Origin of the sequence: Nocardiopsis sp. N85, from assembly GCF_028882275.1 — a bacterium.
In the GTDB taxonomy this organism is placed as follows: domain Bacteria; phylum Actinomycetota; class Actinomycetes; order Streptosporangiales; family Streptosporangiaceae; genus Nocardiopsis; species Nocardiopsis lambiniae.
This window is the reverse complement of record NZ_JARBUT010000008.1, coordinates 140,992-162,787: the sequence shown is the minus strand read 5'-3', so window position 1 is coordinate 162,787 and position 21,796 is coordinate 140,992. Positions and strand designations below refer to the sequence as shown.

The 21,796-nt window shown below is 70.2% G+C and carries 19 protein-coding genes; 16 read left to right on the top strand and 3 right to left on the bottom strand.

Annotated elements, in window-relative coordinates; translation table 11 throughout:
• The first annotated feature begins 14 nt into the window (after positions 1-14).
• The 7 genes from PWG71_RS13715 (at position 15) to PWG71_RS13685 (ending at position 8,042) form a co-directional block, all read left to right on the top strand.
• Positions 15-461, top strand: coding sequence for a PH domain-containing protein (locus PWG71_RS13715; RefSeq protein WP_342455975.1), 447 nt, complete (start codon positions 15-17; stop codon positions 459-461).
• A gap of 147 nt (positions 462-608) precedes the next feature.
• A complete protein-coding gene (locus tag PWG71_RS13710; protein ID WP_274810181.1) occupies positions 609-1,961 on the top strand; it encodes a PH domain-containing protein in 1,353 nt (450 codons plus the stop codon).
• 244 nt (positions 1,962-2,205) lie between these two features.
• Positions 2,206-2,448, top strand: a complete 243-nt coding sequence (locus tag PWG71_RS13705; RefSeq protein WP_274810073.1) for a chaplin family protein — start codon at positions 2,206-2,208, stop codon at positions 2,446-2,448.
• Between the two features lie 283 nt (positions 2,449-2,731).
• Entirely contained in the window at positions 2,732-3,616 is an 885-nt protein-coding gene (locus tag PWG71_RS13700) for a Rossmann-like and DUF2520 domain-containing protein (RefSeq protein WP_274810072.1), read from the top strand.
• A 68-nt stretch (positions 3,617-3,684) separates the two neighbouring features.
• Positions 3,685-4,554 (top strand): pantoate--beta-alanine ligase, encoded by an 870-nt coding sequence (panC, locus tag PWG71_RS13695; RefSeq protein ID WP_274810071.1) that lies wholly within the window; start codon positions 3,685-3,687, stop codon positions 4,552-4,554.
• 28 nt (positions 4,555-4,582) lie between these two features.
• Positions 4,583-7,174: an L-aspartate oxidase gene (locus tag PWG71_RS13690; RefSeq protein ID WP_274810070.1), complete on the top strand. Its 2,592-nt coding sequence runs from the start codon at positions 4,583-4,585 to the stop codon at positions 7,172-7,174.
• An 85-nt stretch (positions 7,175-7,259) separates the two neighbouring features.
• Entirely contained in the window at positions 7,260-8,042 is a 783-nt protein-coding gene (locus PWG71_RS13685) for a type III pantothenate kinase (protein WP_274810069.1), read from the top strand.
• 125 nt (positions 8,043-8,167) lie between these two features.
• Here PWG71_RS13685 and PWG71_RS13680 read toward each other — a convergent pair whose 3' ends face one another.
• Entirely contained in the window at positions 8,168-9,127 is a 960-nt protein-coding gene (locus PWG71_RS13680) for a cation diffusion facilitator family transporter (RefSeq protein WP_274810068.1), read from the bottom strand.
• 99 nt (positions 9,128-9,226) lie between these two features.
• On the opposite strand from PWG71_RS13680, the gene lysX reads away from it, so the two are divergent.
• From lysX to PWG71_RS13645, 7 genes are all read left to right on the top strand, one after another.
• Positions 9,227-10,795, top strand: coding sequence for a bifunctional lysylphosphatidylglycerol synthetase/lysine--tRNA ligase LysX (gene lysX, locus PWG71_RS13675; RefSeq protein WP_274810067.1), 1,569 nt, complete (start codon positions 9,227-9,229; stop codon positions 10,793-10,795).
• A gap of 712 nt (positions 10,796-11,507) precedes the next feature.
• Positions 11,508-11,828 carry a LuxR C-terminal-related transcriptional regulator gene (locus PWG71_RS13670; protein WP_274810066.1) on the top strand — a complete coding sequence of 107 codons (321 nt, stop codon included), beginning with the start codon at positions 11,508-11,510 and terminating at the stop codon, positions 11,826-11,828.
• Positions 11,829-11,980: 152 nt separating this feature from the next.
• The gene (locus tag PWG71_RS13665) at positions 11,981-12,580 is read left to right on the top strand and encodes an amino-acid N-acetyltransferase (protein WP_274810065.1); all 600 of its coding nucleotides are present in this window, start codon (positions 11,981-11,983) and stop codon (positions 12,578-12,580) included.
• 464 nt (positions 12,581-13,044) lie between these two features.
• Complete coding sequence (locus PWG71_RS13660; protein ID WP_274810064.1) at positions 13,045-13,326, top strand: hypothetical protein; 282 nt, start codon at positions 13,045-13,047, stop codon at positions 13,324-13,326.
• A 216-nt stretch (positions 13,327-13,542) separates the two neighbouring features.
• The gene (locus tag PWG71_RS13655; RefSeq protein ID WP_274810063.1) at positions 13,543-13,884 is read left to right on the top strand and encodes a histone-like nucleoid-structuring protein Lsr2; all 342 of its coding nucleotides are present in this window, start codon (positions 13,543-13,545) and stop codon (positions 13,882-13,884) included.
• A 743-nt stretch (positions 13,885-14,627) separates the two neighbouring features.
• Positions 14,628-17,138, top strand: a complete 2,511-nt coding sequence (locus PWG71_RS13650; RefSeq protein ID WP_274810062.1) for an ATP-dependent Clp protease ATP-binding subunit — start codon at positions 14,628-14,630, stop codon at positions 17,136-17,138.
• A 380-nt stretch (positions 17,139-17,518) separates the two neighbouring features.
• A complete protein-coding gene (locus PWG71_RS13645; RefSeq protein WP_342455973.1) occupies positions 17,519-18,124 on the top strand; it encodes a DUF3105 domain-containing protein in 606 nt (201 codons plus the stop codon).
• Positions 18,125-18,130: 6 nt separating this feature from the next.
• Here the strand turns inward: PWG71_RS13645 and PWG71_RS13640 are convergent, their stop codons facing one another.
• Positions 18,131-19,006: an A/G-specific adenine glycosylase gene (locus PWG71_RS13640; RefSeq protein ID WP_274810061.1), complete on the bottom strand. Its 876-nt coding sequence runs from the start codon at positions 19,004-19,006 to the stop codon at positions 18,131-18,133.
• A gap of 64 nt (positions 19,007-19,070) precedes the next feature.
• Here PWG71_RS13640 and PWG71_RS13635 point away from each other — a divergent pair, with 64 nt between their 5' ends.
• Both PWG71_RS13635 and PWG71_RS13630 read left to right on the top strand, forming a co-directional pair.
• Positions 19,071-19,829: a hypothetical protein gene (locus PWG71_RS13635; protein ID WP_274810060.1), complete on the top strand. Its 759-nt coding sequence runs from the start codon at positions 19,071-19,073 to the stop codon at positions 19,827-19,829.
• Positions 19,830-19,928: 99 nt separating this feature from the next.
• Complete coding sequence (locus PWG71_RS13630; protein ID WP_274810059.1) at positions 19,929-20,297, top strand: SSI family serine proteinase inhibitor; 369 nt, start codon at positions 19,929-19,931, stop codon at positions 20,295-20,297.
• Between the two features lie 18 nt (positions 20,298-20,315).
• Here PWG71_RS13630 and radA read toward each other — a convergent pair whose 3' ends face one another.
• Positions 20,316-21,668 (bottom strand): DNA repair protein RadA, encoded by a 1,353-nt coding sequence (gene radA, locus PWG71_RS13625; protein WP_274810058.1) that lies wholly within the window; start codon positions 21,666-21,668, stop codon positions 20,316-20,318.
• Positions 21,669-21,796: the final 128 nt, after the last annotated feature.

Here is a 21,796-nt window from a genome sequence, read left to right as displayed (position 1 = left end):
TGGAGTGGCATCGGGTGTCCCCGGCCCTGGCCTGGTACCGCAGGCTGATCGTCGGGGCCCTGTGCCTGTCCTCGGGACTGGCGGGCGTGCTGCTCCTGTTCCTGTGGGCGGATCGGCTCTGGGCCGCGGTCTGGGCCGTGGCGGCCCTCATCGTGTTCGTCGGCGGCTGGATCCTGGCCGGTCGGTTCCGACGGTCCTGGGGGTACGTCGAGGGGCCGGCGGAGCTGTACCTGACCTACGGGGTGCTGATCCGGCAGTTGGTGGTCGTCCCCTACGGGCGCATGCAGGTGGTGGACACCACGGCCGACCTCCTCGAACAGGCGTTGGGCATCGCCACGGTGCGGGTGCGCACCGCCGCCAGTACGGCCGACACCCGCGTGGTCGGCCTGCCGTTGATGGAGGCCGTCGCCCTGCGCGACAGTCTGGCCGCCCGCAGCGAGACCTTCTCCACGGGGTTGTAGATGCGCGAACACGATCGTCCCCGCCTCCCTCCGCCCGGACCCCCGCCCGCGCACGCCCCCGGGGCGGGCCCCGTGCCCCATCCGCCACCCGGACCGGCGCGGGGTCCGTACCCGCCACCGATGACCCCCGGCTACGGGCCGCCGGTGATGCTGCCCCCGACGATGTGGCAGCGGCAGCCGCCGATCCCGCGCCGCCCCGAGGAGGACGTCACCACCGGGGTGTTCCGGGCGCACTGGCTGATGGTGCCGTTCCGGGTCCTCGCGGCGACGCTCGCCTTCGTCGCCCTGGTCGGCCCGATCCTCACGTCCTTCGGTGTGGCGTGGGTCGTCATGCTGACCTTCGCCGTCGTGTTCGGCTCGCTGGCCTACGCCCTGCCCGCCTGGTGGTACGGCAGTTTCGGGCTTCGGGAGGACCATCTGGTGGTGCACAGCGGACTGTTGATGCGCGGCTCGCGGGAGATCCCGCTGAGCCGCCTCCAGGCCGTCGACGTGATCCGACCGTTGGTGGGCCAGGTGTTCGGGCTGGCCGAGCTGCGCATCGAGCTCGCGGGCGGCGACAACAGCGCGGTCCGGTTGACCTACCTGAGCCGCGACGTCGCCGAACGGATGCGCGTCGCGGTCCTGGCGCACGCCGCCGGACTGCCCGGGCGGGCCCCGGAGGCCCCCGAGTGGCCCTTCTACCGATTGCCGTTCCTGCTCCTGCTGGGTGCGCTCACCTTCCGAGTCCCGGTGCTGCTGGCCTCCATCGCGCTGGCCGCGCTGGCCACCGCAGGGGTGATGTTCACCGAACTCGGGGTGCTGGGCGCGCTCGTGCCGCTCACGCTGGGCCTGCTCGGCTCCTTCTGGGGGCCGCTGGCCCGGTACACCGATTACTACGCCTCGATCTCCTCGGACGGGCTGCGGCTGCGCTACGGGATGTTCCAGCGGCGGATGCAGACCGTCCCTCCGGGCCGGGTGCAGGCGGTACGGGTGGTGGAGCCGCTGCTGTGGCGGGCGCTGGGCGTGGCCAGGGTGGAGGCGACCGTGGCCGGTTACGCGGGTGCCCGCCAGGGCGCTTCGGCTGCGCTGCTGCCGGTCGCGCCGCGGCGCCGTGCCTACGCCCTGGTCAACGAGTTGTTCCCGGAGAGCGAGGTGGCGTACGTGCCGCTGGTGCCCGGTCGGGAGGGCTCGCGTTCGCTGGTGGGCGTGGACGAGCACCTCTTCGTCACCGTCTCGGGGCTGTTCTGCCGCTCGACGGAGGTCGTTCCGATGGAACGGGTGCAGGCCCTGCGGCTGACCGCCGGCCCGCTGGCCCGTTTCACCGGACGGGCGACGGTGGGCGTGGCGGTCCCGCCGGGGCCGGTCCGGGCCAGGGCGGAAGGCCGCGAGGTGGCCGAGGCGCGGCGCCTGGTGGACGAGATGATCGACCTCGGCAGGCGGGCGCGGGTGACCGCCGCGGGACCGGAGCGCTGGGCGACACGGGCGACGATGAGCCGGTCCGACACCCCCGGAGAAGTCTGATGTGGTGTGCATCACATTAGGGGTCGAAATTGCTGCCACTAATGGCTCACATATCCGACATGGATGCTCACTAGGGGTTGTTTTTCCAGCTCACGGCTGCAACACGCCCGCGTGTTCTGGCCCCTAACGGTGGTCGAGTATGGCTAAATGGTGACTGAACACGTTGAGTGTTCGTGCTTATACACATGGTCAACGTTATCGACCGATCGGCGCCCCCGCCGCTCGGTCCGACGGGAGAAAACACATGCTGAAGAAGGCTTTCGCCGCCAGTGCCATCGTCGCCGCCGCCGCGGGCGTTCTGTTCACCGGCGCTCCGGCCATGGCCAACAGCAACGTCTTCACCTCTGGCAACGGCAGCATCCTCGGTGGCAACCAGCTGGTCGCCGACCTGGATGTGCCGATCAACGTCTGCGGCAACGCCATCGCCATTCTGGGCGTGGCCGGCGCCAACTGCGTGGACTCCGGCGCCAGCGTCAAGAACTGGTAGACGCCGCGATCCGACCCTGGCGGTCGGGGGTGTTCCGGTCGGAGACGTCCCGACCGTGCCGACCGAGGGGTCGAGGGGACTTTCGCATCGGGCGCCGCTCCGTGACGACGGGGCGGCGCCCTTTCGCGTGCCCGGGGGGCGGGCCCGGCGGGTCCGCCCCCGTCCGTGTCCCACCCCCCGCCCCCGACCAGGGGCGGGGCGCCGGGTCGGCGACGGGGGAGGACTATCGTGTGCTCAGGCGTCACGGGAGGACCGGACGCACTCATCACGAGGGGGCATCGGCATGGAGACCACGCAGGGGCGGCCGGCCCGGTTGCGGGTCGGCGTCATCGGGCCCGGACGCGTCGGATCCGTCCTGGGAGGCGCGCTCGGTCGCGCCGGTCACAAGGTCGTCGCCGCCTCGGCCGTCTCCGAGGCCTCCAAGGAGCGCGTCGCCGACCGGCTCCCCACCGCACGCCTCCTCGAACCCGCCCGTGTGGTCGAGGCCGCCGACCTCGTTCTGCTCACGGTCCCCGACGACGCCCTCGCCGAGCTCGCCGAAGGCCTCGCCGGCACCGGCGTCGACCTGCGCGGCAAACTCCTCGCCCACGCCAGCGGCGCCCACGGGTACGGCGTCCTGGCCCCCGCCACCGCGGCCGGGGCCCTGCCGCTGGCCCTGCACCCCGCGATGACCTTCACCGGTCGAGACGAGGACATCGACCGACTGGCCAACTGCGCGTTCGGGGTCACCGCCCCCGACGCGCTGCGACCCATCGCCGAGGCCCTGGTCGTCGAGATGGGCGCCGAACCCGTCTGGATCGCCGAGGACAAGCGCACGCTCTACCATGTGGCCCTGGCCGGCGGCGCCAACCACCTCGTCACCCTCGTCGCCGACAGCGCGGCCCTGCTCTCCGCCGCCGGGGTCCCCGAACCCGGACGGATGCTCGCCCCCCTCCTGAGCGCCTCCCTGGACAACGCCCTGCGCCTCGGCATCCACGGACTCAGCGGACCCGTCCTGCGCGGCGACGCCGGCACCGTCTCCGGGCACATCGAACAGCTGCGCGCGCACGCCCCCGAGAGCGTCACCGCCTACATCGAACTGGCCCGGCTCACCGCCGACCTGGCCCTCACCGCCGGGATGCTCAAGCCCGAGGACGCCGAACGACTCCTCGACGTCCTGCGCCGCTGAACACCACCCGCGGCCCATCGGCCCGGCGATCCACCACCGACACGTCACGGACATCCCAGGGAACCTCCATGAGCGCACCCACCGCCCACGCCGCGCCCGTCGTCGCGCGCACGCCCGACGAACTGCGCCGCGCTCTCGCCGACGCCGGTCGCGTCGCCCTCGTCCCCACGATGGGCGCCCTCCACGAGGGCCACCGCAGCCTCATGCGGATCGCTCGGGAGGCGGCCGACACCGTGGTGGTCAGCGTCTTCGTCAACCCCCTCCAGTTCGGTCCGAACGAGGACTTCGACCGCTATCCGCGCGATCTGCCCGCCGACACCGCCGCCTGTGCGGCCGAGGGCGTCGACGTCGTCTTCGCTCCCGAGGCCGAGACCATGTACCCGACCGGCCGTCCCGTGGTCACCATCGACGCCGGCCTCATGGGCGAACGCCTGGAGGGCTCCTCCCGCCCCGGACACTTCACCGGCGTCCTCACCGTGGTCGGCAAGCTCTTCCACCTGGTCCGCCCCGACCTGGCGGTCTTCGGGGAGAAGGACGCCCAGCAGATCGCGCTCATCCGCCGCATGGTCGCCGACCTCGATCTCCCCGTGGAGATCGTGGGAGCGCCCATCCTGCGCGACGCCGACGGCCTCGCCTCCTCCAGCCGCAACGTCTACCTCTCCGCCGGGGAACGCGCCGCCGCCCTGTCCCTCTCCCGGTCCCTCGCGGCGGCCCGCGACGCGGCCGCCGGAGGACCCGCCGCCGCCCGCACCGCCGCGACCGCCGTGCTGGAGGAGGCGGCCGGGGGGACCCCGCCGGTCGACCTCGACTACCTCGCCCTCATCGACCCGGCCACCTTCGCGGAGATCGCCGACGATCACCGCGGCGGCGCGATCCTCGCGCTCGCCGCCCGGGTCGGCACGACCCGCCTCATCGACAACACGTCGATCGTCTTCTGAGCCGCTGCACCCTGTGGAAGAGATCCCCATGAGCACAGCCACCCCGACCCGGCTCGACGCGCCCGCGCCGAGCTGGGCCGTCACCGCCGACGTCGTCATCGTCGGTTCCGGCATCGCCGGCCTGAGCACCGCGCTCGGCCACCTGCGTCGCGCCGGGAACGGGCGGGTCGCGCTCGTGACCAAGGACCGGCTCTCCACGGGTTCCACCGCCTACGCCCAGGGCGGTATCGCCGCCGCCATGGCCCCCGGGGACGACCCCGTCGCCCACATGGTCGACACCCACCTGGCGGGCGCCGGACTCTCCGACCCGTACGCGGTCCACGTCCTGGCCACCGAGGGCCCCGAGGCCCTGCGCCGGCTCATCGCGCTGGGCGCGGAGTTCGACCGCGACGCCGCCGGCGGACTGGCCCTGACCCGGGAGGGCGGTCACCGCGCCGATCGGGTCGCCCACGCCGGCGGCGACGCCACCGGCGCGGAGATCCAGCGCGCCCTCGTCACCGCGGTCCTGGCCGATGAGCGCATCGAGATCATCGAGCACGCCGTCGCCCTCGACGCGCTGCACGATCCCGCCACCGGAGCGGTCTGCGGCATCACGCTGCACGTCATGGGCGAGGGCACCCGCGACGGTGTCGGCGCCGTCCTGGCCCCGGCCGTGGTCCTGGCCACCGGTGGACTGGGCCAGATCTTCGCGGCCACCACCAACCCGCCGGTCTCCACCGGGGACGGGCTGGCCCTGGCGGCCCGGGCCGGCGCCCGTCTGCGCGACCTGGAGTTCATCCAGTTCCACCCCACGGTGCTCTGGCTCGGTCCCGACGCGCGCGGTCGTCAGCCACTGGTGTCGGAGGCGCTGCGCGGTGAGGGCGCCTACCTGGTGGACGCCGCCGGAAACCGGATCATGGCCGGTGTCCACGAACTCGCCGACCTGGCCCCCCGCGACGTGGTCGCGCGGACCATCGCCCGCGTCATGGCCGAGCAGGGCGTCGACCACGTGTACCTGGAGGCCCATCACTTCGGTCGGGAGACCTGGGAGACGCGCTTTCCGACCATCCTCGCCTCCTGCCGCGAACACGGCATCGACCCGCTGAACGAGCCGATCCCCGTCGCCCCCGCCGCCCACTACGCCTCGGGCGGGGTGGAGGTCGACATCGAGGGCCGCACCGGGGTCCCCGGTCTGTGGGCCGTCGGCGAGGTCGCCCGCACCGGCGTGCACGGCGCCAACCGGCTGGCCTCCAACTCGCTGCTCGAAGGTCTGGTGTTCGCCGACCGGATCGCCGCCCGACTGGCGGCCGAGGCCCGACCGCTGCCCGCCGAGGGCGTGCCCGCCCCGACGGTGACCGCGCTGCCCGACCCGTCCGTCGTCCCCCGGGTGCGCACCCTGATGTCCCGCCACGCCGGCGTGCTGCGCACCGGAGAGGGCCTGCGGACCCTGGTCGCCGAACTCGACGCCCTCGGCGACACCGAGAGCGGCCCGGCCCCCGACACGGCCTCCTGGGAGGCCGCCGACCTGCTCACGGTGGCCCGTCTCGTGGCCGCCGCCGCGGCGTACCGCACCGAGAGCCGCGGCGCCCATCAACGCGCCGACCACGCCGAGCCCCGTCCCGAGTGGCGGATCCGCCCGGTGATCGTCCGACTGGAAGGGGACACCCCCGTGGCGACCGATGAGAACTGGACCCCCTCCCTGCCCCCCGCCCTGACCGCCGAACTCGACGCCATCGCCTTCCCCCTCGCCGAGGGCGGCCCGAGGGCCGATACCCGCGCCGAGTTCACCCTGCCCTGGACCGCGCCGCACGAGGGCCATGTCGACCTGGTCCGCCGGGCGCTGGCCGAGGACCTCACCGGTGGGTCGGGCCTCGACGTCACCACCGTCGCGACCATCCCCGCCGATCAGGTGCGCACCGCCCATGTCGTGGCCCGGGCCGACGGCACCGTCAGCGGACTGCCCCTGGCCGAACTCGTGTTCTGGCTGGTCTGTGACGGTGCCCTGGACGTCTCCAGGTCGGCGGTCGACGGGGACGCCGTCAAACGCGGCGACGTCCTCATGACCGTCACCGCCCGCACCCGTGATCTGCTCACCGCCGAGCGCACCGCCCTCAATCTGCTCACCCACCTGTCCGGAATCGCCACCGCGACCCGGGCCTGGGTGGACGCCGTCGCCGGCACCGGCGCCCGTATCCGTGACAGCCGCAAGACGCACGCGGGTCTGCGCGCCCTGGAGAAGTACGCCGTGCGCTGCGGTGGCGGGGTCAACCACCGCTACTGCCTGGGCGACGCCGGGCTCATCAAGGACAACCACGTGGTCGCCGCCGGGGGCGTCGGCGCCGCCGTCCGCGCCGTCCGGGAGCGTTTCCCCGACGTCCCCCTGGAGGTGGAGGTCGACCGTATCGACCAGATCGAGGAGGCGTTGGCGGCCGGCGCCGAGGAGATCCTGCTCGACAACTTCACCGTCGACGAGCTGACCGAGGCCGTCGCCCTCGTCGCCGGGCGCGCCCGTCTGGAGTCCTCGGGCGGCCTGACCCTGCAGGTGGCCGCCGCCGTGGCCCGCACCGGGGTCGACCTCCTGGCGGTCGGAGCCCTCACCCACTCCAGCCCCGCCCTGGACATCGCGCTCGATCTGGTGTGACCGGATACACCTCCGGACTTTCCGCGAAGGGCGGGATTGGGGGAGGATTCCCTGAGAACACACACTTCGACCAGGATGAGGCTCCATGCTGCTGGCGATCGACGTCGGTAATTCCGAGACGGTCTTCGGTCTCTTCGAGGGCGAGGACCTCTTGGAGCACTGGAGGGTGGGGACCGACCCCCGGCGCACCGCCGACGAATGGTCGGTGGTGCTGCGCGGACTCCTGGAGAGCGGCGTCCACGGCGGCGTCGACGACGTCGACGGGCTGGCCCTGTGCTGCTCGGTCCCCTCGGTCCAACACGAGATGCGCGACATGTTCCGCCGCCACTTCGACGGCGTCGCGGCCGTGATCGTCGAACCCGGTGTCAAGACGGGCGTGCCGATCCGGATGGACAACCCCAAGGAGGTCGGCAGCGATCGCATCATCAACGCGCTGGCCGCCGATCACCTCTACGGCGGGCCGGCCGTGGTGGTGGACTTCGGGACCGCGACGACGTTCGACGCGGTGAGCGTCAAGGGGGAGTACGTGGGCGGCGCGATCGCCCCGGGGATCGACATCTCCGTGGACGCGCTGTCCCGGCGCGGCGCCCAGTTGCACATGGTCGAGATCGTCCGGCCCCGGGCGGCGATCGCCAAGAACACCACGGAGGCGCTGCGCTCGGGGATCGTGTTCGGTTTCGCCGGTCAGGTGGACGGGATCGTCGACCGCATGGTCGCCGAACTCACCGACAACCCCGACGACGTGACGGTGGTGGCCACCGGAGGCCTGGCCTCCACGGTGGTGGGGGAGTGCGAGACCATCGACGTCCACCAACCGTGGCTGACCCTCATCGGGTTGCGCCTGGTGTTCGAGCGCAACACCGGTTGAGTCGTCCCGGGGAGGGCCGCGGCCCTCCCCGAGGGGTTCTCCACACCGCCGAGGGACTCGGCGGTGATCGGTCCGGTGAACGCCTCCGGTGGTGACGCGCGGAGAACGTCACCACCGGAGCGGGATCACGCGGGCGTCGTGCCCGTCGTCGTCACCGTGTCGGCGTCCGCCTCCGGGCGGTACAGGTCGGGCTCGATGTAGATCATCCGCGCGATCGGCACGGCGGCGCGGATCCGACTCTCGGCCTCGTCGATCGCCCGGGTCACCCGCGTGGCGTCGTCCTCCGCGTCCACCGCGACCTTGGCCGCCACCAGCAGTTCCTCCGGGCCGATGTGCAGCGTCTTCATGTGGATGAGCCGGTCGATGTCCTCGACCGAGATCAGCGCCTCCTCGATCTGCCGCACGTGCTCGTCGGTGGCGGACTCGCCGATGAGAAGGCTCTTCATCTCCACGGCCAGCACGATCGCGATGATGACCAACAGCACACCGATGGCGACCGTGCCCAGGCCGTCCCACAGGCCGTTGCCGGTGATCAGGGTCAGGCCCACGCCGAACAGCGCGAAGACCAGACCCAGCAGCGCGCCCGCGTCCTCCAGGAGGATGACCGGCAGCTCCGGCGATTTGGCCCGGCGCACGAACTGCACCCAGTTCGCGTTGCCGCGCACCGCGTTGGACTCCTTGACCGCGGTGTACATCGCGAAGGACTCCAGCGCGACCGCGACCAGCAGGACGACGATGGGCACCCATCGCCACGCGGTGATCGGCTCGGGGTGGGAGATCTTGTGCCAGCCCTCGTACAGCGCGAACAGGCCGCCCACGCTGAACAGGACGATCGCCACGATGAAGGAGTAGACGTAGCGCTCGCGGCCGTAGCCGAACGGGTGCTCCTTCGTCGCGGGCCGTCGGGCCCGCTTGCCGCCGACCAGCAACAGCGCCTGGTTGCTGGAGTCGGCGACGGAGTGGATGGACTCGGCCAGCATCGCCGACGATCCGGTCAGGAGGTAGGCCCCGAACTTCGTCGCGGCGATTCCCATGTTCGCGCACAGGGCCGTGATGACGGCCTTCGTGCTTCCTTCAACGCTCACCGATGGTTTCCGTCTCTTGAAAAGGGGTGGTGCGGGGATGCCGGTGCGGGGCAGTGTGATCGTAGTGAGCGGGGCGCCGGTTCTCATCCCCGTGGCCGCTTGTGGCTCCCCCCTGCGGGCCGGGTCGCCCAGGCCTCCCGCGCCGGTAGGATCGCGTGTGTGAATCACACGCACGACGACACCTACGACGACCTGCCCGAACAGATGAGAGTTCGGCGCCAGAAACTGGACCGCCTGCGCGAGGAGGGCATCGACCCCTTCCCCGTGCTCTTCGCGCGGTCCACGTCGATCGGCGCCGTGCGTGACAAACACGCCGATCTTCCGCCGGACACCGGCACCGGGGTGGAGGTCTCCATCGCCGGCCGGGTGATGCTGTACCGCACCGGTGGCAAGCTGTGCTTCGCCACCCTGCGCGACGAGACCGGCGACATCCAGATCATGCTCTCCCTCGACCGGGTCGGCCAGGACCGCCTGGACGCCTGGAAGACCGACATCGACCTGGGCGACCACGTGGGCGTCGAGGGCGAGGTCATCACCTCTCGCCGGGGCGAGCTCTCGATCATGGTGAGCTCCTGGACGCTCACCGCCAAGTGCCTGCGTCCGCTCCCGGAGAAGCACAAGGGCCTCACCGACCCCGAGGCCCGGGTCCGCCGGCGCTACGTCGACCTCATCGTCAATCCCGAGTCCCGTGAGATGGTCCGCCGCAGGTCGGCCGCCATCCGCGCGATCCGGGACGGGCTCACCGCACGCGACTACATCGAGGTCGAGACCCCGATGCTGATGCAGGTGCACGGCGGCGCCACGGCGCGACCGTTCACCACCCACATCAACGCCTACGACATGGACCTGTACCTGCGGATCGCCCCGGAGCTGTCGCTGAAGCGGCTGGTCGTCGGTGGTCTGGAGCGGGTCTTCGAGGTCAACCGGAACTTCCGGAACGAGGGCGCGGACTCCACGCACAACCCCGAGTTCACGATGCTGGAGTTCTACCAGGCGTACGCCGACTACAACGTCATGGCGGACGTCACCCGCGAGCTCATCCAGGAGGCGGCCCGCGCCGCGTTCGGCACCACCGTGATCGAGCGCGACGGCGAGACCTACGACCTGGCCGGGGAGTGGCCGCAGGTCACCCTGTACGGGGCCGTGTCCGAGGCGCTCGGCGCCGAGGTCGACCCGCGCACCCCGATCGAGGAGGTCCGCCGCCTGGTCGAGGCCGAGGGCGTCGAGTACGACCCGGCCTGGGGGCAGGGCAAGCTCATCGAGCACGTCTTCGAGGAGCTGGTGGAGCACACGCTGATCCAGCCGACCTTCGTACGGGACTTCCCGGTGGAGACGAGCCCGCTCACCCGTCGGCACCGCGAGGACCCGTTGCTCACCGAGAAGTGGGACCTCATCGGCTTCGGCATGGAGATGGGTACGGGGTACTCGGAGCTGGTCGACCCGGTGGAGCAGCGCCGGCGCCTCACCGAGCAGTCGCTCATGGCCGCCGACGGCGACCCGGAGGCGATGCAGCTCGACGAGGACTTCCTGCGGGCCCTGGAGTACGGCATGCCGCCGACCGGCGGCGTGGGCGTCGGCATCGACCGCCTGCTGATGGCGTTCACGGGCAAGAACATTCGGGAAACTGTCCTTTTCCCGATCGTGAAGCCTGCGGGGGACGACGCCTGACCACGTCATCACGGTCATGACCCCTCATTTGCCGGGACCTTATCCCGGAGGGGTGGATGTCCGAAAGTGGGGATGAGGGGGCCGCACGCTTCGTGCGGTGTCCCATCCCCCTTCGCGTTCCCGGCGCAGGTGGGGAGTGCGGTGGCGGTGACCGGAGGCCGTGGGGCGTCGTGACGACCGGTGTGCCCCGGAGGCCTCGGTGAAGTTTTTCCCGGTGGGGGCACCGCCTGCGGCATCGTCGAGGTGGGTATCGTTTGCGCAGGTCAGTATCGAGATGGATTTTCCCCTATCGTGAATCTGTGGCTGATGGTCTCCGTGTGGTCACACATGGTGATTTATCTGGCCTTGACGGTATCTTCTCCTCCGCCTAGCGTGCTGAGAGCGGGCAGAGCCCCGTGAGTTCGCCGAAGTGGATCGAGTAACGCGGAGGAGCGCGAGGCAAAGCGGAGCCCGAAAGAGCACCGATCGCGCACACGCAGGACCCACCGGTGCGGTCTGTCCGTCCCAGACCGCAACGCATCAGGGATCGTGCGACCCGTGCCCGAACATCTCCCACCCCTGTGCCAGAGGGGTGATCCGAGGGGTTCGCGCCACGGGGCCGTGCGTCACCGGGACGATCGCGCAAGACGATCGAGGAACCCGGCCCGACGCACTCGCATCTCACCAGGTGACGAGTTGATGTTCCGCACTCACATCGATGAGGGAGGACGGAGTGGAACAGGCCACACTCGTACGACGCACCGTTGAGGATCAGAGCGCCCTGCCGACCCGGGAGCACCGTGAGAACGCGGTCCCGTTGCAGAGCCGCCCGCGCGAGGCCGCTGTCGGCCCCTACGCGCCGGTCGAACTGAGCCATGAGGAGATCGAGCTCCTCGCCGAGATCGCGACCGGTGTCACCACCGAGGTCGCGGCCCGGCACCTGGAGCTGAGCGCCCGCACGCTGCGTCGTCGCATCCGAAACATCTGCGACGTGCTCGGGGTCAACACCCCCATCGAGGCGGTCGTCTGGGCCGCCAGGCGGCAGCTGATCTGACGATCCGAACAGAATGAACCACCCTCTCCCGGCCCCCCGGCCGGGAGACCGACCACGGGCATGCCGGCCCGGCGCACATGGGACCCGCGTTCACCGGACAAGAGCGAGCCGGTGGACCCCAGCGGGTCCCATGGGCATAGTCTGGTCCGGCTATGCCCGTTCGTCATGTACAGGTGCGGCGTGCCCGCACCGGCGATGTCTCCCACATCCGCCGCCTCGTCGACACCTACACCGCCGATCGGCGCGTGCTCTCCAAGAGCACGGTCAACCTCTACGAGGACGTCCAGGAGTTCTGGGTGGCCGAGGCGGAGATCGCCCACGACGATCCGGGCGCTCCGGAGACCGTCCGTCCCGAGGCCGACGAAGGACGCACCGAGCACCGCGTGGTGGGCTGCGGGGCCCTGCACGTCCTCTGGGAGGACCTGGCGGAGGTCCGCACCGTCGCGGTGGACCCCTCCCTCCGAGGTTTCGGTATCGGCCATCGGATCGTCGACGCCCTTCTGGACACCGCGCGCGGTCTGGGTGTGCGCCGTGTGTTCTGTCTGACATTCGAGACCGTTTTCTTCGCCCGCCACGGCTTCGCTCCGATCCAGGGGACACCGGTCTCGGCCCGGGTGTACGAGGAACTCCTGCGCTCCTATGACGAGGGCGTCGCCGAATTCCTCGACCTCGAACGCGTCAAACCCAACACGCTCGGGAACACGCGGATGCTCGTACACCTCCGCGATGGAGTCGAGAACACCGACGGCTAAAGGTTTTCACACTCTCTTGGGACCGCGTTCCCGCAATGTGATCCGCAAACGGTCCGTGCGGCCGATCCCCTTGCCTGCTCTGGTGGCGACGATTGGGCACACCGGGTGGTATGGAAGTGGAAGAGGGAAGGTAATGTGTACCTGCGCCCGGTACCGACCGGACCCGCCGGAAGGAGTTCGGCGACGAGTTCGGTGGAGCGCGGTGACGAAGGGTCGTGATTTCACCCGATCCGGTGACCGATGCGGTTCCTTCGTCGCAGGACGCCGAAGCCCGGTCCGCATTGGCGCCGTCCGGTTTGCGGCCACGGTCCAGGTACCGTCTCGGTCAAAGCAGGGGATACGGTGTCTATGATGTCCGGTATGCGTTTGCCCGCCCCCTCGGGCGCCATCCCCCCGGGAGTGTCCCGACACTGAGTCGGGTATTTGCTGCAATAAGTAACAACCAGGAAGGGTGGCCTGCTTCGATGGGTGATTTTTTGTCCTCGGTGCTCCCCTCCGGTCTGCTCGACGTATTGTCGGCGCTCATCCCTCCGGTGGTCGTCGCCTTCGTGTTCTGCTACTTCATCATCAAGTTGCTGCGCCGTGAGATGGCGCCGCGCAGGATGGACGGAAGCCTGGTGGGCAAGGGTGCGCCCAATGCCTCCGGTGCCGCGGACGAGAGCACTCCGGTGACCCGGGAGACCGACGCGGTGAACGAGACGCCGATTGTCCGGAGCGCGGAAGGCACCGAATCCGACGATCGTTGATACGGTGCTTGATCGATCGTATCCGGGGACCGGCTTCGACAAGCCGGTTCTTCGTGTGAGCACCCCACCGTCGAGCGGCCCGACCGCTCCGGTCCCGCCGTCGACCGGAGGTCTCGACGGGTGATTTCCGGCACGTCGCCAATTGTGTTCCGCCTGGGCGCGAGATAGCTTTATATTCAGGTGTGAAGACACCGCTCTTCTGAAAGGTTTGATTCCATGGCACAGAAGGTCCAGGTTTTCCTGGTCGACGACCTCGACGGTGGCGAGGCCGAGGAGACGGTCACGTTCGGTCTGGACGGCTCCGTGTACGAAATCGACCTCAGTGCGAGTAATGCCGCCAAGCTTCGCGAGGCTCTTACTCCGTTCGTCGAGGCGGCCCGCAAGGCTTCGCCGAAGGCGGGTCGTGGCACCGGTCGTCGTACCGCGAGCCGGAATGCTCCCAGCCGTGAGCGCAGCGCCGAGATTCGCGCTTGGGCGAAGGCCGCCGGCAAGCCGGTCAATGAGCGCGGGCGTATCCCCGCGGCCATCGTCGCCGAATATGAGGCGATCAAGGGATAGTTCGCCTCGACCCCCGGTACGCCGAAATGTTGTCAGGTCTTGATCGAATTTCGACCGACGGCCTCCGGGGGCGGACCGATGTCATCGATCCCGTGCCGCACCGCGGCATCGCCGTGATGAGTTCCTCCCCGCCGAGACGGGGAATCGGGCGGAGGGACCGATGGACGGTCACGGGGCCGTGCGCCCCGTTCGGCTCGGACACGGGAACCGTGCCGGGCATCGGTGAGGACGCGTCCCGCCCGCCGCCCACGGGGGCGAGCCGGAATGATGTGCTGAACGCGATGGGTCCGGATCACCCACCGGACCGTCACGGTGGATCCCGAAGGTCCTCCAGAGGTCTCCGTCCATGGGATCACCGAGCGCTTTCCCGCCATTTCGCTTCCGGCTGAACAACGCGGAGGCTGTTCGCTGAGAGCCGATTATCCGGCCTGTACGAGCAACGACCCGGTCACTCCCGGCATGAAGGAGTGGCCGGGTCGTTCGCCTTCGGCGTACAGGGAAATCTGACGCCTCAATCGGTAGTTGGATGTTGGGTGAACGCCCTATCGTCGGGGAAAGTCTCTGGCACGGACGGCTCCGGCCGAACCGTGCGGAGATGTCCGTCCGCTCGGCAGCCGGTCGAACGGTTCGGACGGGTGCGACAGTGCTCCCCGGGGCGGTTATCCCTGTGGGGCCGATATGCGGAAGAGTCGGGTCGGTGGGAACCGGCCTTGCCTGACCGCTCTGTAGAGGAGCGACGAGACATGTTCGAGAGGTTTACCGACCGCGCGAGGCGAGTGGTTGTTCTGGCCCAGGAAGAGGCCAGGATGCTCAACCACAACTACATCGGTACGGAGCACATCCTGCTCGGCCTCATCCACGAGGGTGAGGGCGTCGCCGCCAAGGCTCTGGAAAGTCTCGGTATCAGCCTCGAAGCGGTTCGGCAGCAGGTCGAGGAGATCATCGGTCAGGGCCAGCAGGCGCCGTCGGGGCACATCCCCTTCACGCCGCGGGCCAAGAAGGTGCTGGAGCTGTCCCTGCGGGAGGCGCTCCAGCTCGGCCACAACTACATCGGGACCGAGCACATCCTGCTGGGCCTCATCCGCGAGGGCGAGGGCGTCGCCGCCCAGGTCCTCGTCAAGCTGGGCGCCGACCTCAACCGGGTCCGCCAGCAGGTCATCCAGCTGCTCCACGGCTACCAGGGCAAGGAGCCGCAGGCGACCACGGGCTCCTCGGAGTCCACTCCGTCCACCTCCCTGGTGCTGGACCAATTCGGTCGCAACCTGACCCAGGCCGCGCGCGAGAGCAAGCTCGACCCGGTCATCGGTCGGGACAAGGAGATCGAGCGGGTCATGCAGGTCCTGTCCCGCAGGACCAAGAACAACCCGGTCCTCATCGGTGAGCCCGGTGTCGGTAAGACCGCCGTGGTCGAGGGCCTGGCCCAGAAGATCGTCAAGGGTGAGATCCCCGAGACGCTCAAGGACAAGCAGCTCTACACGCTCGACCTGGGCGCGCTGGTCGCGGGCAGCCGCTACCGCGGTGACTTCGAGGAACGCCTGAAGAAGGTCCTCAAGGAGATCCGCACCCGCGGCGACATCATCCTGTTCATCGACGAGCTGCACACGCTGGTCGGCGCGGGCGCGGCCGAGGGCGCCATAGACGCCGCCTCGATCCTCAAGCCCATGCTGGCCCGGGGTGAGCTCCAGACCATCGGCGCGACCACCCTCGACGAGTACCGCAAGTACCTGGAGAAGGACGCCGCGCTGGAGCGCCGCTTCCAGCCCATCCAGGTGGACGAGCCGACCATCACGCACGCCATCGAGATCCTCAAGGGTCTGCGCGACCGGTACGAGGCCCACCACCGGGTCTCCATCACCGACAGCGCCCTGGTGGCGGCGGCCAACCTCGCCGACCGCTACATCAGCGACCGGTTCCTGCCGGACAAGGCGATCGACCTCATCGACGAGGCCGGCTCGCGCATGCGCATCCGTCGCATGACCGCGCCGCCGGACCTGCGCGAGTTCGACGAGAAGATCGCCGGTGTCCGTCGGGACAAGGAGTCCGCGATCGACGCGCAGGACTTCGAGAAGGCCGCCTCGTTGCGCGACGACGAGAAGCAGCTGCTCACGAAGAAGGCGCAGCGGGAGAAGGAGTGGAAGGCCGGCGACATGGACGTCGTGGCCGAGGTGGACGAGGAGCTCATCGCCGAGGTCCTGGCCGCCTCCACCGGCATCCCGGTCTTCAAGCTCACCGAGGAGGAGAGCTCCCGGCTGCTGCGCATGGAGGACGAGCTGCACCGTCGGGTCATCGGCCAGGAGGACGCCATCAAGGCGCTCTCCCAGGCGATCCGGCGTACGCGCGCGGGTCTGAAGGACCCCAAGCGTCCCGGTGGTTCGTTCATCTTCGCCGGCCCGTCCGGTGTCGGTAAGACCGAGCTGTCCAAGACCCTGGCCGAGTTCCTGTTCGGGGACGAGGACGCGCTGATCCAGCTGGACATGTCCGAGTTCATGGAGAAGCACACGGTCTCGCGGCTGTTCGGTTCCCCGCCCGGGTACGTCGGCTACGAGGAGGGCGGCCAGCTCACCGAGAAGGTGCGCCGCAAGCCGTTCTCCGTGGTCCTGTTCGACGAGATCGAGAAGGCCCACAACGACATCTTCAACTCGCTCCTCCAGGTGCTGGAGGAGGGACGTCTCACCGACGCCCAGGGTCGCAACGTCGACTTCAAGAACACGGTCATCATCATGACGACCAACCTGGGCACCCGGGACATCTCCAAGGGCGTGGCCATGGGCTTCGCCAAGGAGGACGACGCCCAGACCAACTACGAGCGGATGAAGGCCAAGGTCGGCGAGGAGCTCAAGCAGAACTTCCGGCCGGAGTTCCTCAACCGTGTGGACGACATCATCGTCTTCCACCAGCTGACCGAGGGCGAGATCTTCCAGATCGTGGATCTGATGATCGCCGGCCTCGACAACCGGCTCAAGGAGCGGGACATGGGCATCGAGCTCCGTCCCAAGGCCAAGAAGCTGCTGTCGGAGCGGGGCTTCGACCCGGTCCTGGGCGCCCGGCCGCTGCGCCGGACGATCCAGCGGGAGATCGAGGACCAGCTCTCGGAGAAGATCCTGTTCGGCGACCTCAAGTCCGGACAGATCGTCGTGATCGACACCGACGGCGACGGCACCGACGCCAAGCTCACCTTCAAGGGTGTGCCGAAGCCGGCGGCGGTCCCGGACACCCCGGAGGTCGAGGAGTCGGCCGCCGGTAAGGCCGAGTAGCCGCACTCGTACGGCACGGGGGCGTCCCTTCGGGGGCGCCCTCTTCGTCGTTCCCACCCCCTCCCCGAAAGAAGCGGAGCCGTTAGGGTGCGAGTGTGAATCAGCCCTTTGATCCCCGGAACCAGGGGCCGCAGCCCCCCGCCCACGGCCACCTCGGACCGGCCGGGCCACCGCAGGGACCGCCACCGCAGGGACCGCCACCGCCGGGGGCGGTGCCGCCGGGTGGGTACGGGCCGCCGCCCCCGGGCGGGTACGGTCCTCCGCCCCCGGGTGGGTACGGGCCTCCGCCCCCGGGTGGGTACGGGCCGCCGCCCCCGGGCGGGTACGGTCCGCAGCCCGGAGGATACGGACCGCCCGGACCCCCGCCGAAGAAGTCGTCCGTGGGCCTGATCATCGGCGTCGTCGCCGGTGCCCTGGTGCTCCTGCTGCTCGTCGCCGGCGGCGCGGTGTGGTACCTCTCGTCCTCCGGCGCGGGCGGCCCCGCCGACGGCACGGCCGCGGGGGAGGAGATCCTCACCTTCGAGGGTCTGGAGCCCGATCATGTGGAGCCGGGAGAGGTCGTCGACTACGACATGTTCCCCCCGGCGGGCGGTCCGCACTATCCGACCTGGCAGAACTGCGGCGTCTACACCGAACCGCTGCGCGCGGAGTTCGCCGTGCACTCGCTGGAGCACGGGGCGGTGTGGATCACCTACGACCCGTCGCTGTCTCCTGACGAGGTCGCGATCCTGAAGGACCTGTACACCCCTGGCGACTACCTGGTGATCAGCCCCATGGAGGGCCTTCCCACCCGGGTCGTGGCCTCGGCGTGGGGTTCGCAGATCCACCTGGACGATCCCGCCTCCCCGGCCCTGACCGAGTATCTGCGCGGATACGTCCAAGGGCCGGACACCCCCGAGCCCGGCGCCCCGTGCAGCGGGGGGATCTCCGAGACCGAGGCCGAGGTGGAGGCGATCCTGGAGGAGGAGGGGACCACCACCACCTGAACCCCTTCAGGACGGCAGCGCGTAGCGGCCGTCCTCCATCGGGTCCACGAGGCCGTCGACGACCAGGGCGTCCAGGGCGCGCTCACGTTGCACGTGGTCGTCCCACACGACGTCCAGCGCGTCCTTGGGCACCGGGTCCGCCGAGGCGCGCAGCACGGCCAGCAGCAGCCCGCGGACCTGTCGGTCGGTGCCCGCGTAGGTCTGTCCGCGCCGGGGCGGTCCGCTGTGCGCGGGCCGCCCCGCCGCCGTCCAGGCGCACTGGTTCGCGATGGGGCAGTCGACGCACGCGGGGGAACGGGCGGTGCACACGAGCGCGCCGAGTTCCATGACGGCCACGCCCCAGCGGGCGGCGACCGACGCCTCGGGCGGCAGCAGGGACTCGGCGAGGGCCGTCTCGGCCTTCGTCTGGGTTTTCGGTGGGTACTCGATGCCGGTTTCGGCTCTGGCCAGGACCCGACGCACATTGGTGTCCAGAATGGCGTGGCGTTGCCCGAAAGCGAAGCTCGCGACGGCCGCGGCCGTGTACACGCCGACGCCGGGAAGGGACAACAGGGTCGCGTGATCGTCGGGGACGACGCCGTCGTGCTCCTCGGTGATGACCGTCGCGCAGGCGTGCAGGCGCAGTGCCCGGCGCGGGTAGCCGAGGCGATCCCACATCCTGACGGCCTCGCCCGGCGCGTCTTTCGCCAGGTCGGACGGGGTGGGCCAGCGTTCGGTCCAGGCCTTCCAGGCGGGCAGCACCCGCACGACGGGGGTCTGCTGGAGCATGATCTCGCTGACCAGGATCGACCACGGCGATGCGTCGGGCGCCCGCCAGGGGAGGTCGCGGGCGTTGGCCTCGTACCAGGCCAGAACGGCGGTGCTGTAAGGGTTATCGCTCATCTTTAAACCGGAGATCGGCGGGTTGAGTAGGTGGCGTGGCCGCAAAACCGCAATACTACGGGCCATGGCGTCAAGTACCGGACATCCCGTCAGCCGCGAGACCTACTGGAAGCGGCGCGCCTTCGTGCTGGCCGGGGCCATGTTGCTGCTCGCTCTGATCGCCTTCGCCTGTCGGCCGGGCGCGGACGAGGGCGAGCCGACCCGGTCCGAAGCGGGCGTCGACAACGAGGCCTCCCCCAGTGTGGCACCGGAGGATCCCTCCGCGTCCCCGAGTGGGGAACCCGAGGAGGATCCCTCCGAGGCGGACGCCTCGCCCAGCGGGGATCCCGAGCCCTCCGACGACCCCTCGGACGCCGAGGGCGCCGGCGGCGGGGGAGGCGGCTCCGGCGGCGGCGAGGCGGCCGCGCCGAAGCGCCCCGAGGACGCCTGCCGCCCGCAGGACGTGGTGGTCACCTTCGACTTCGCCGAGAAGGACAAGGAGATCTACGGGTCGGGCGCGAAACCGGCCTTCGAGGTCACCGTGGTCAACACCGGCGAGCAGACCTGCACCGTCGACGTGGGCGGCGAGTCGATGGAGGTGCGCATCCACTCCGGTGACGACCGCATCTACTCGTCCGCCGACTGCGCGGACGGCGAGAGCCGCGAGGACCGCCAGTTGAGCCGGGGCGTGCCGCACGAGTTCACGGTCACCTGGGACCGGGTGCGCTCCTTCGCCGACTGCCGCGACGGCAAGCCGGAGGCCAAGCCCGGCTGGTACCGCGCCAACCTGCACGGGGACTACGTGGGCTCGGTCTCCCAGCTGGTGTTCCAGCTCAAGGGCTGACATCCATAGGAGCATCCCGGACACCCGAAACTCGAACACGGACGGCACTCATTTGATTACTATGGGTGTCGTCCGTGTTCTTATGTCAGGGAGCCCTTCGTGAAACGACTCGCCGTCCTCGGTCTCGCCCTCGTCGCCGCACTCGCCCCCGCGACGGCTTCGGCCGAGCGCTACTCCGTCCGTTACGTCCTGACCGTCACCGACGGGTACGCCGGCGGCTACCTCGGCGACCGCTCCGTGGTCACTCTGAACTGCGACCCGGCCGGCGGTACCCACCCCGAGGCCGAGGCGGCCTGCGCCGCCATCGCCGAGGCCGGGTCGATCAAGGAGATCACCCCGACCGAGGGCTTCTGCACGATGGAGTACCGTCCGGTCACCGTCACCGCCAGCGGCGCCGAGGACTTCGAGCGGACCTACGGCAACCGATGTGAGCTGCGCCTGGCCAAGGGGCCGGTCTTCGCCTTCTGAGGGGGCCGGACGTCGACCTCAGCCGCGTCGGCGGGCGACCCGCATCAGGGCCTCGCTCAGTTCCTCCACCTCGTGCACGCGGATGCCCGGGATCGGGTCGCCGAAGTGCTTGGGGACGATCGCCTCGGTGAAGCCCAGGCGTTGGGCCTCCGCCACCCGGCGGCGGGCGCCCGCCACCGTGCGCACGTCGCCGGCCAGACCCACCTCGCCGACGACGATCAGCCCTCGGGGTAGGGCGACGTCGTTGTGGGAACCGCCCGCGGCCATCGCCAGGGCCAGGTCGATCGCCGGTTCGGTGAGGCGCACACCGCCCACCGTCGAGGCGTACACGTCCAGGTTGGCGAGCTTCATCCCGGTGCGCTTCTCCAACACCGCCAGGATCATGTTCACCCGCGAGGTGTCCAGACCCGAGGTGGCCCGACGGGGCGCGGGCAGGGGGGTGGGGGCCACCAGGGCCTGCACCTCGGCGATGATCGGTCGCCGCCCTTCCAGGGCCACGGTGATGCAGGTGCCCGGGACCGGATCGGTGCGCTCGGTGAGGAAGAGCCCGCTCGGGTCGGCCAGGCCCACGATGCCGCTCTCGGTCAGCTCGAAACAGCCGATCTCGTCGGTGGGGCCGTAGCGGTTCTTGACCGCCCGCAGCAGGCGCAGCTGGGAGTGGCGTTCGCCCTCGAAGTGCAGGACCACGTCCACCAGGTGCTCCAGCAGTCGGGGGCCGGCGATGGAACCGTCCTTGGTCACGTGACCGACCAGGACGGTGGCGATCCCGCGTTCCTTGGCGATCTGGATGAGCGCCCCGGTGACCTGCCGTACCTGGGTGACACCACCGGGGACGCCGCTCGTGTCGGGGGACATCATGGTCTGCACCGAGTCGACGATGATCAGACCCGGTCCCACCGCGTCCACGTGCGAGGCCACGGTGGCGATGGAGGTCTCCGCCGCGAGGTACAGCTTGTCCGACAGGGCCCCCAGGCGTTCGGCGCGCAGCCGCACCTGGCCGGCGGACTCCTCGCCGGTCACGTACAGGACGGGCCCGGCCTGGGCTCGTTTGGCGGCCACCTCCAGCAGCAGCGTGGACTTGCCGACCCCCGGCTCTCCGGCCAACAGGACCACACCGCCCGGGACGGCGCCGCCGCCCAGCACCCGGTCCAGCTCGTCGATGCCGGTGGGCACGGCCTCCGCGCTCTCCACACTGATCTCGGTGATCGGGCGGGCGCGGGAGGTCACCGCGGCGGGGGCGACCGCCATGGGCGCCGGGGCGCCGGCCTCCTCGACGGTCCCCCACGCCTGGCACTCCCCGCAGCGCCCCACCCACTTGAGGCTGGTCCAGCCGCACTCGGCGCACCGGAACATCGTCTTCGCTTTGGCCATGTCCGACACGCTAACGCCTCCGGGAGACGCTCCAGGTGGGGGCGGTGGAGCCTGGGGACGCCACAGGAAAGTTACCTACGGGTTAGGACACTTTCCGTGAAGGTCGTGTTACAGAATCCTTAGGGTCC

Excerpts from the sequence above, each read along its gene's own strand:
- PWG71_RS13710 (WP_274810181.1), top strand. The coding sequence starts at position 609 with ATGCTGCCCCCGACGATGTGGCAGCGGCAGCCGCCGATCCCGCGCCGC.
- PWG71_RS13705 (WP_274810073.1), top strand. The coding sequence starts at position 2,206 with ATGCTGAAGAAGGCTTTCGCCGCCAGTGCCATCGTCGCCGCCGCCGCG.
- PWG71_RS13700 (WP_274810072.1), top strand. The coding sequence starts at position 2,732 with ATGGAGACCACGCAGGGGCGGCCGGCCCGGTTGCGGGTCGGCGTCATC.
- panC (WP_274810071.1), top strand. The coding sequence starts at position 3,685 with ATGAGCGCACCCACCGCCCACGCCGCGCCCGTCGTCGCGCGCACGCCC.
- PWG71_RS13690 (WP_274810070.1), top strand. The coding sequence starts at position 4,583 with ATGAGCACAGCCACCCCGACCCGGCTCGACGCGCCCGCGCCGAGCTGG.
- PWG71_RS13685 (WP_274810069.1), top strand. The coding sequence starts at position 7,260 with ATGCTGCTGGCGATCGACGTCGGTAATTCCGAGACGGTCTTCGGTCTC.
- PWG71_RS13665 (WP_274810065.1), top strand. The coding sequence starts at position 11,981 with ATGCCCGTTCGTCATGTACAGGTGCGGCGTGCCCGCACCGGCGATGTC.
- PWG71_RS13660 (WP_274810064.1), top strand. The coding sequence starts at position 13,045 with ATGGGTGATTTTTTGTCCTCGGTGCTCCCCTCCGGTCTGCTCGACGTA.
- PWG71_RS13655 (WP_274810063.1), top strand. The coding sequence starts at position 13,543 with ATGGCACAGAAGGTCCAGGTTTTCCTGGTCGACGACCTCGACGGTGGC.
- PWG71_RS13650 (WP_274810062.1), top strand. The coding sequence starts at position 14,628 with ATGTTCGAGAGGTTTACCGACCGCGCGAGGCGAGTGGTTGTTCTGGCC.
- PWG71_RS13640 (WP_274810061.1), bottom strand. The coding sequence starts at position 19,006 with ATGAGCGATAACCCTTACAGCACCGCCGTTCTGGCCTGGTACGAGGCC.
- PWG71_RS13635 (WP_274810060.1), top strand. The coding sequence starts at position 19,071 with ATGGCGTCAAGTACCGGACATCCCGTCAGCCGCGAGACCTACTGGAAG.
- radA (WP_274810058.1), bottom strand. The coding sequence starts at position 21,668 with ATGGCCAAAGCGAAGACGATGTTCCGGTGCGCCGAGTGCGGCTGGACC.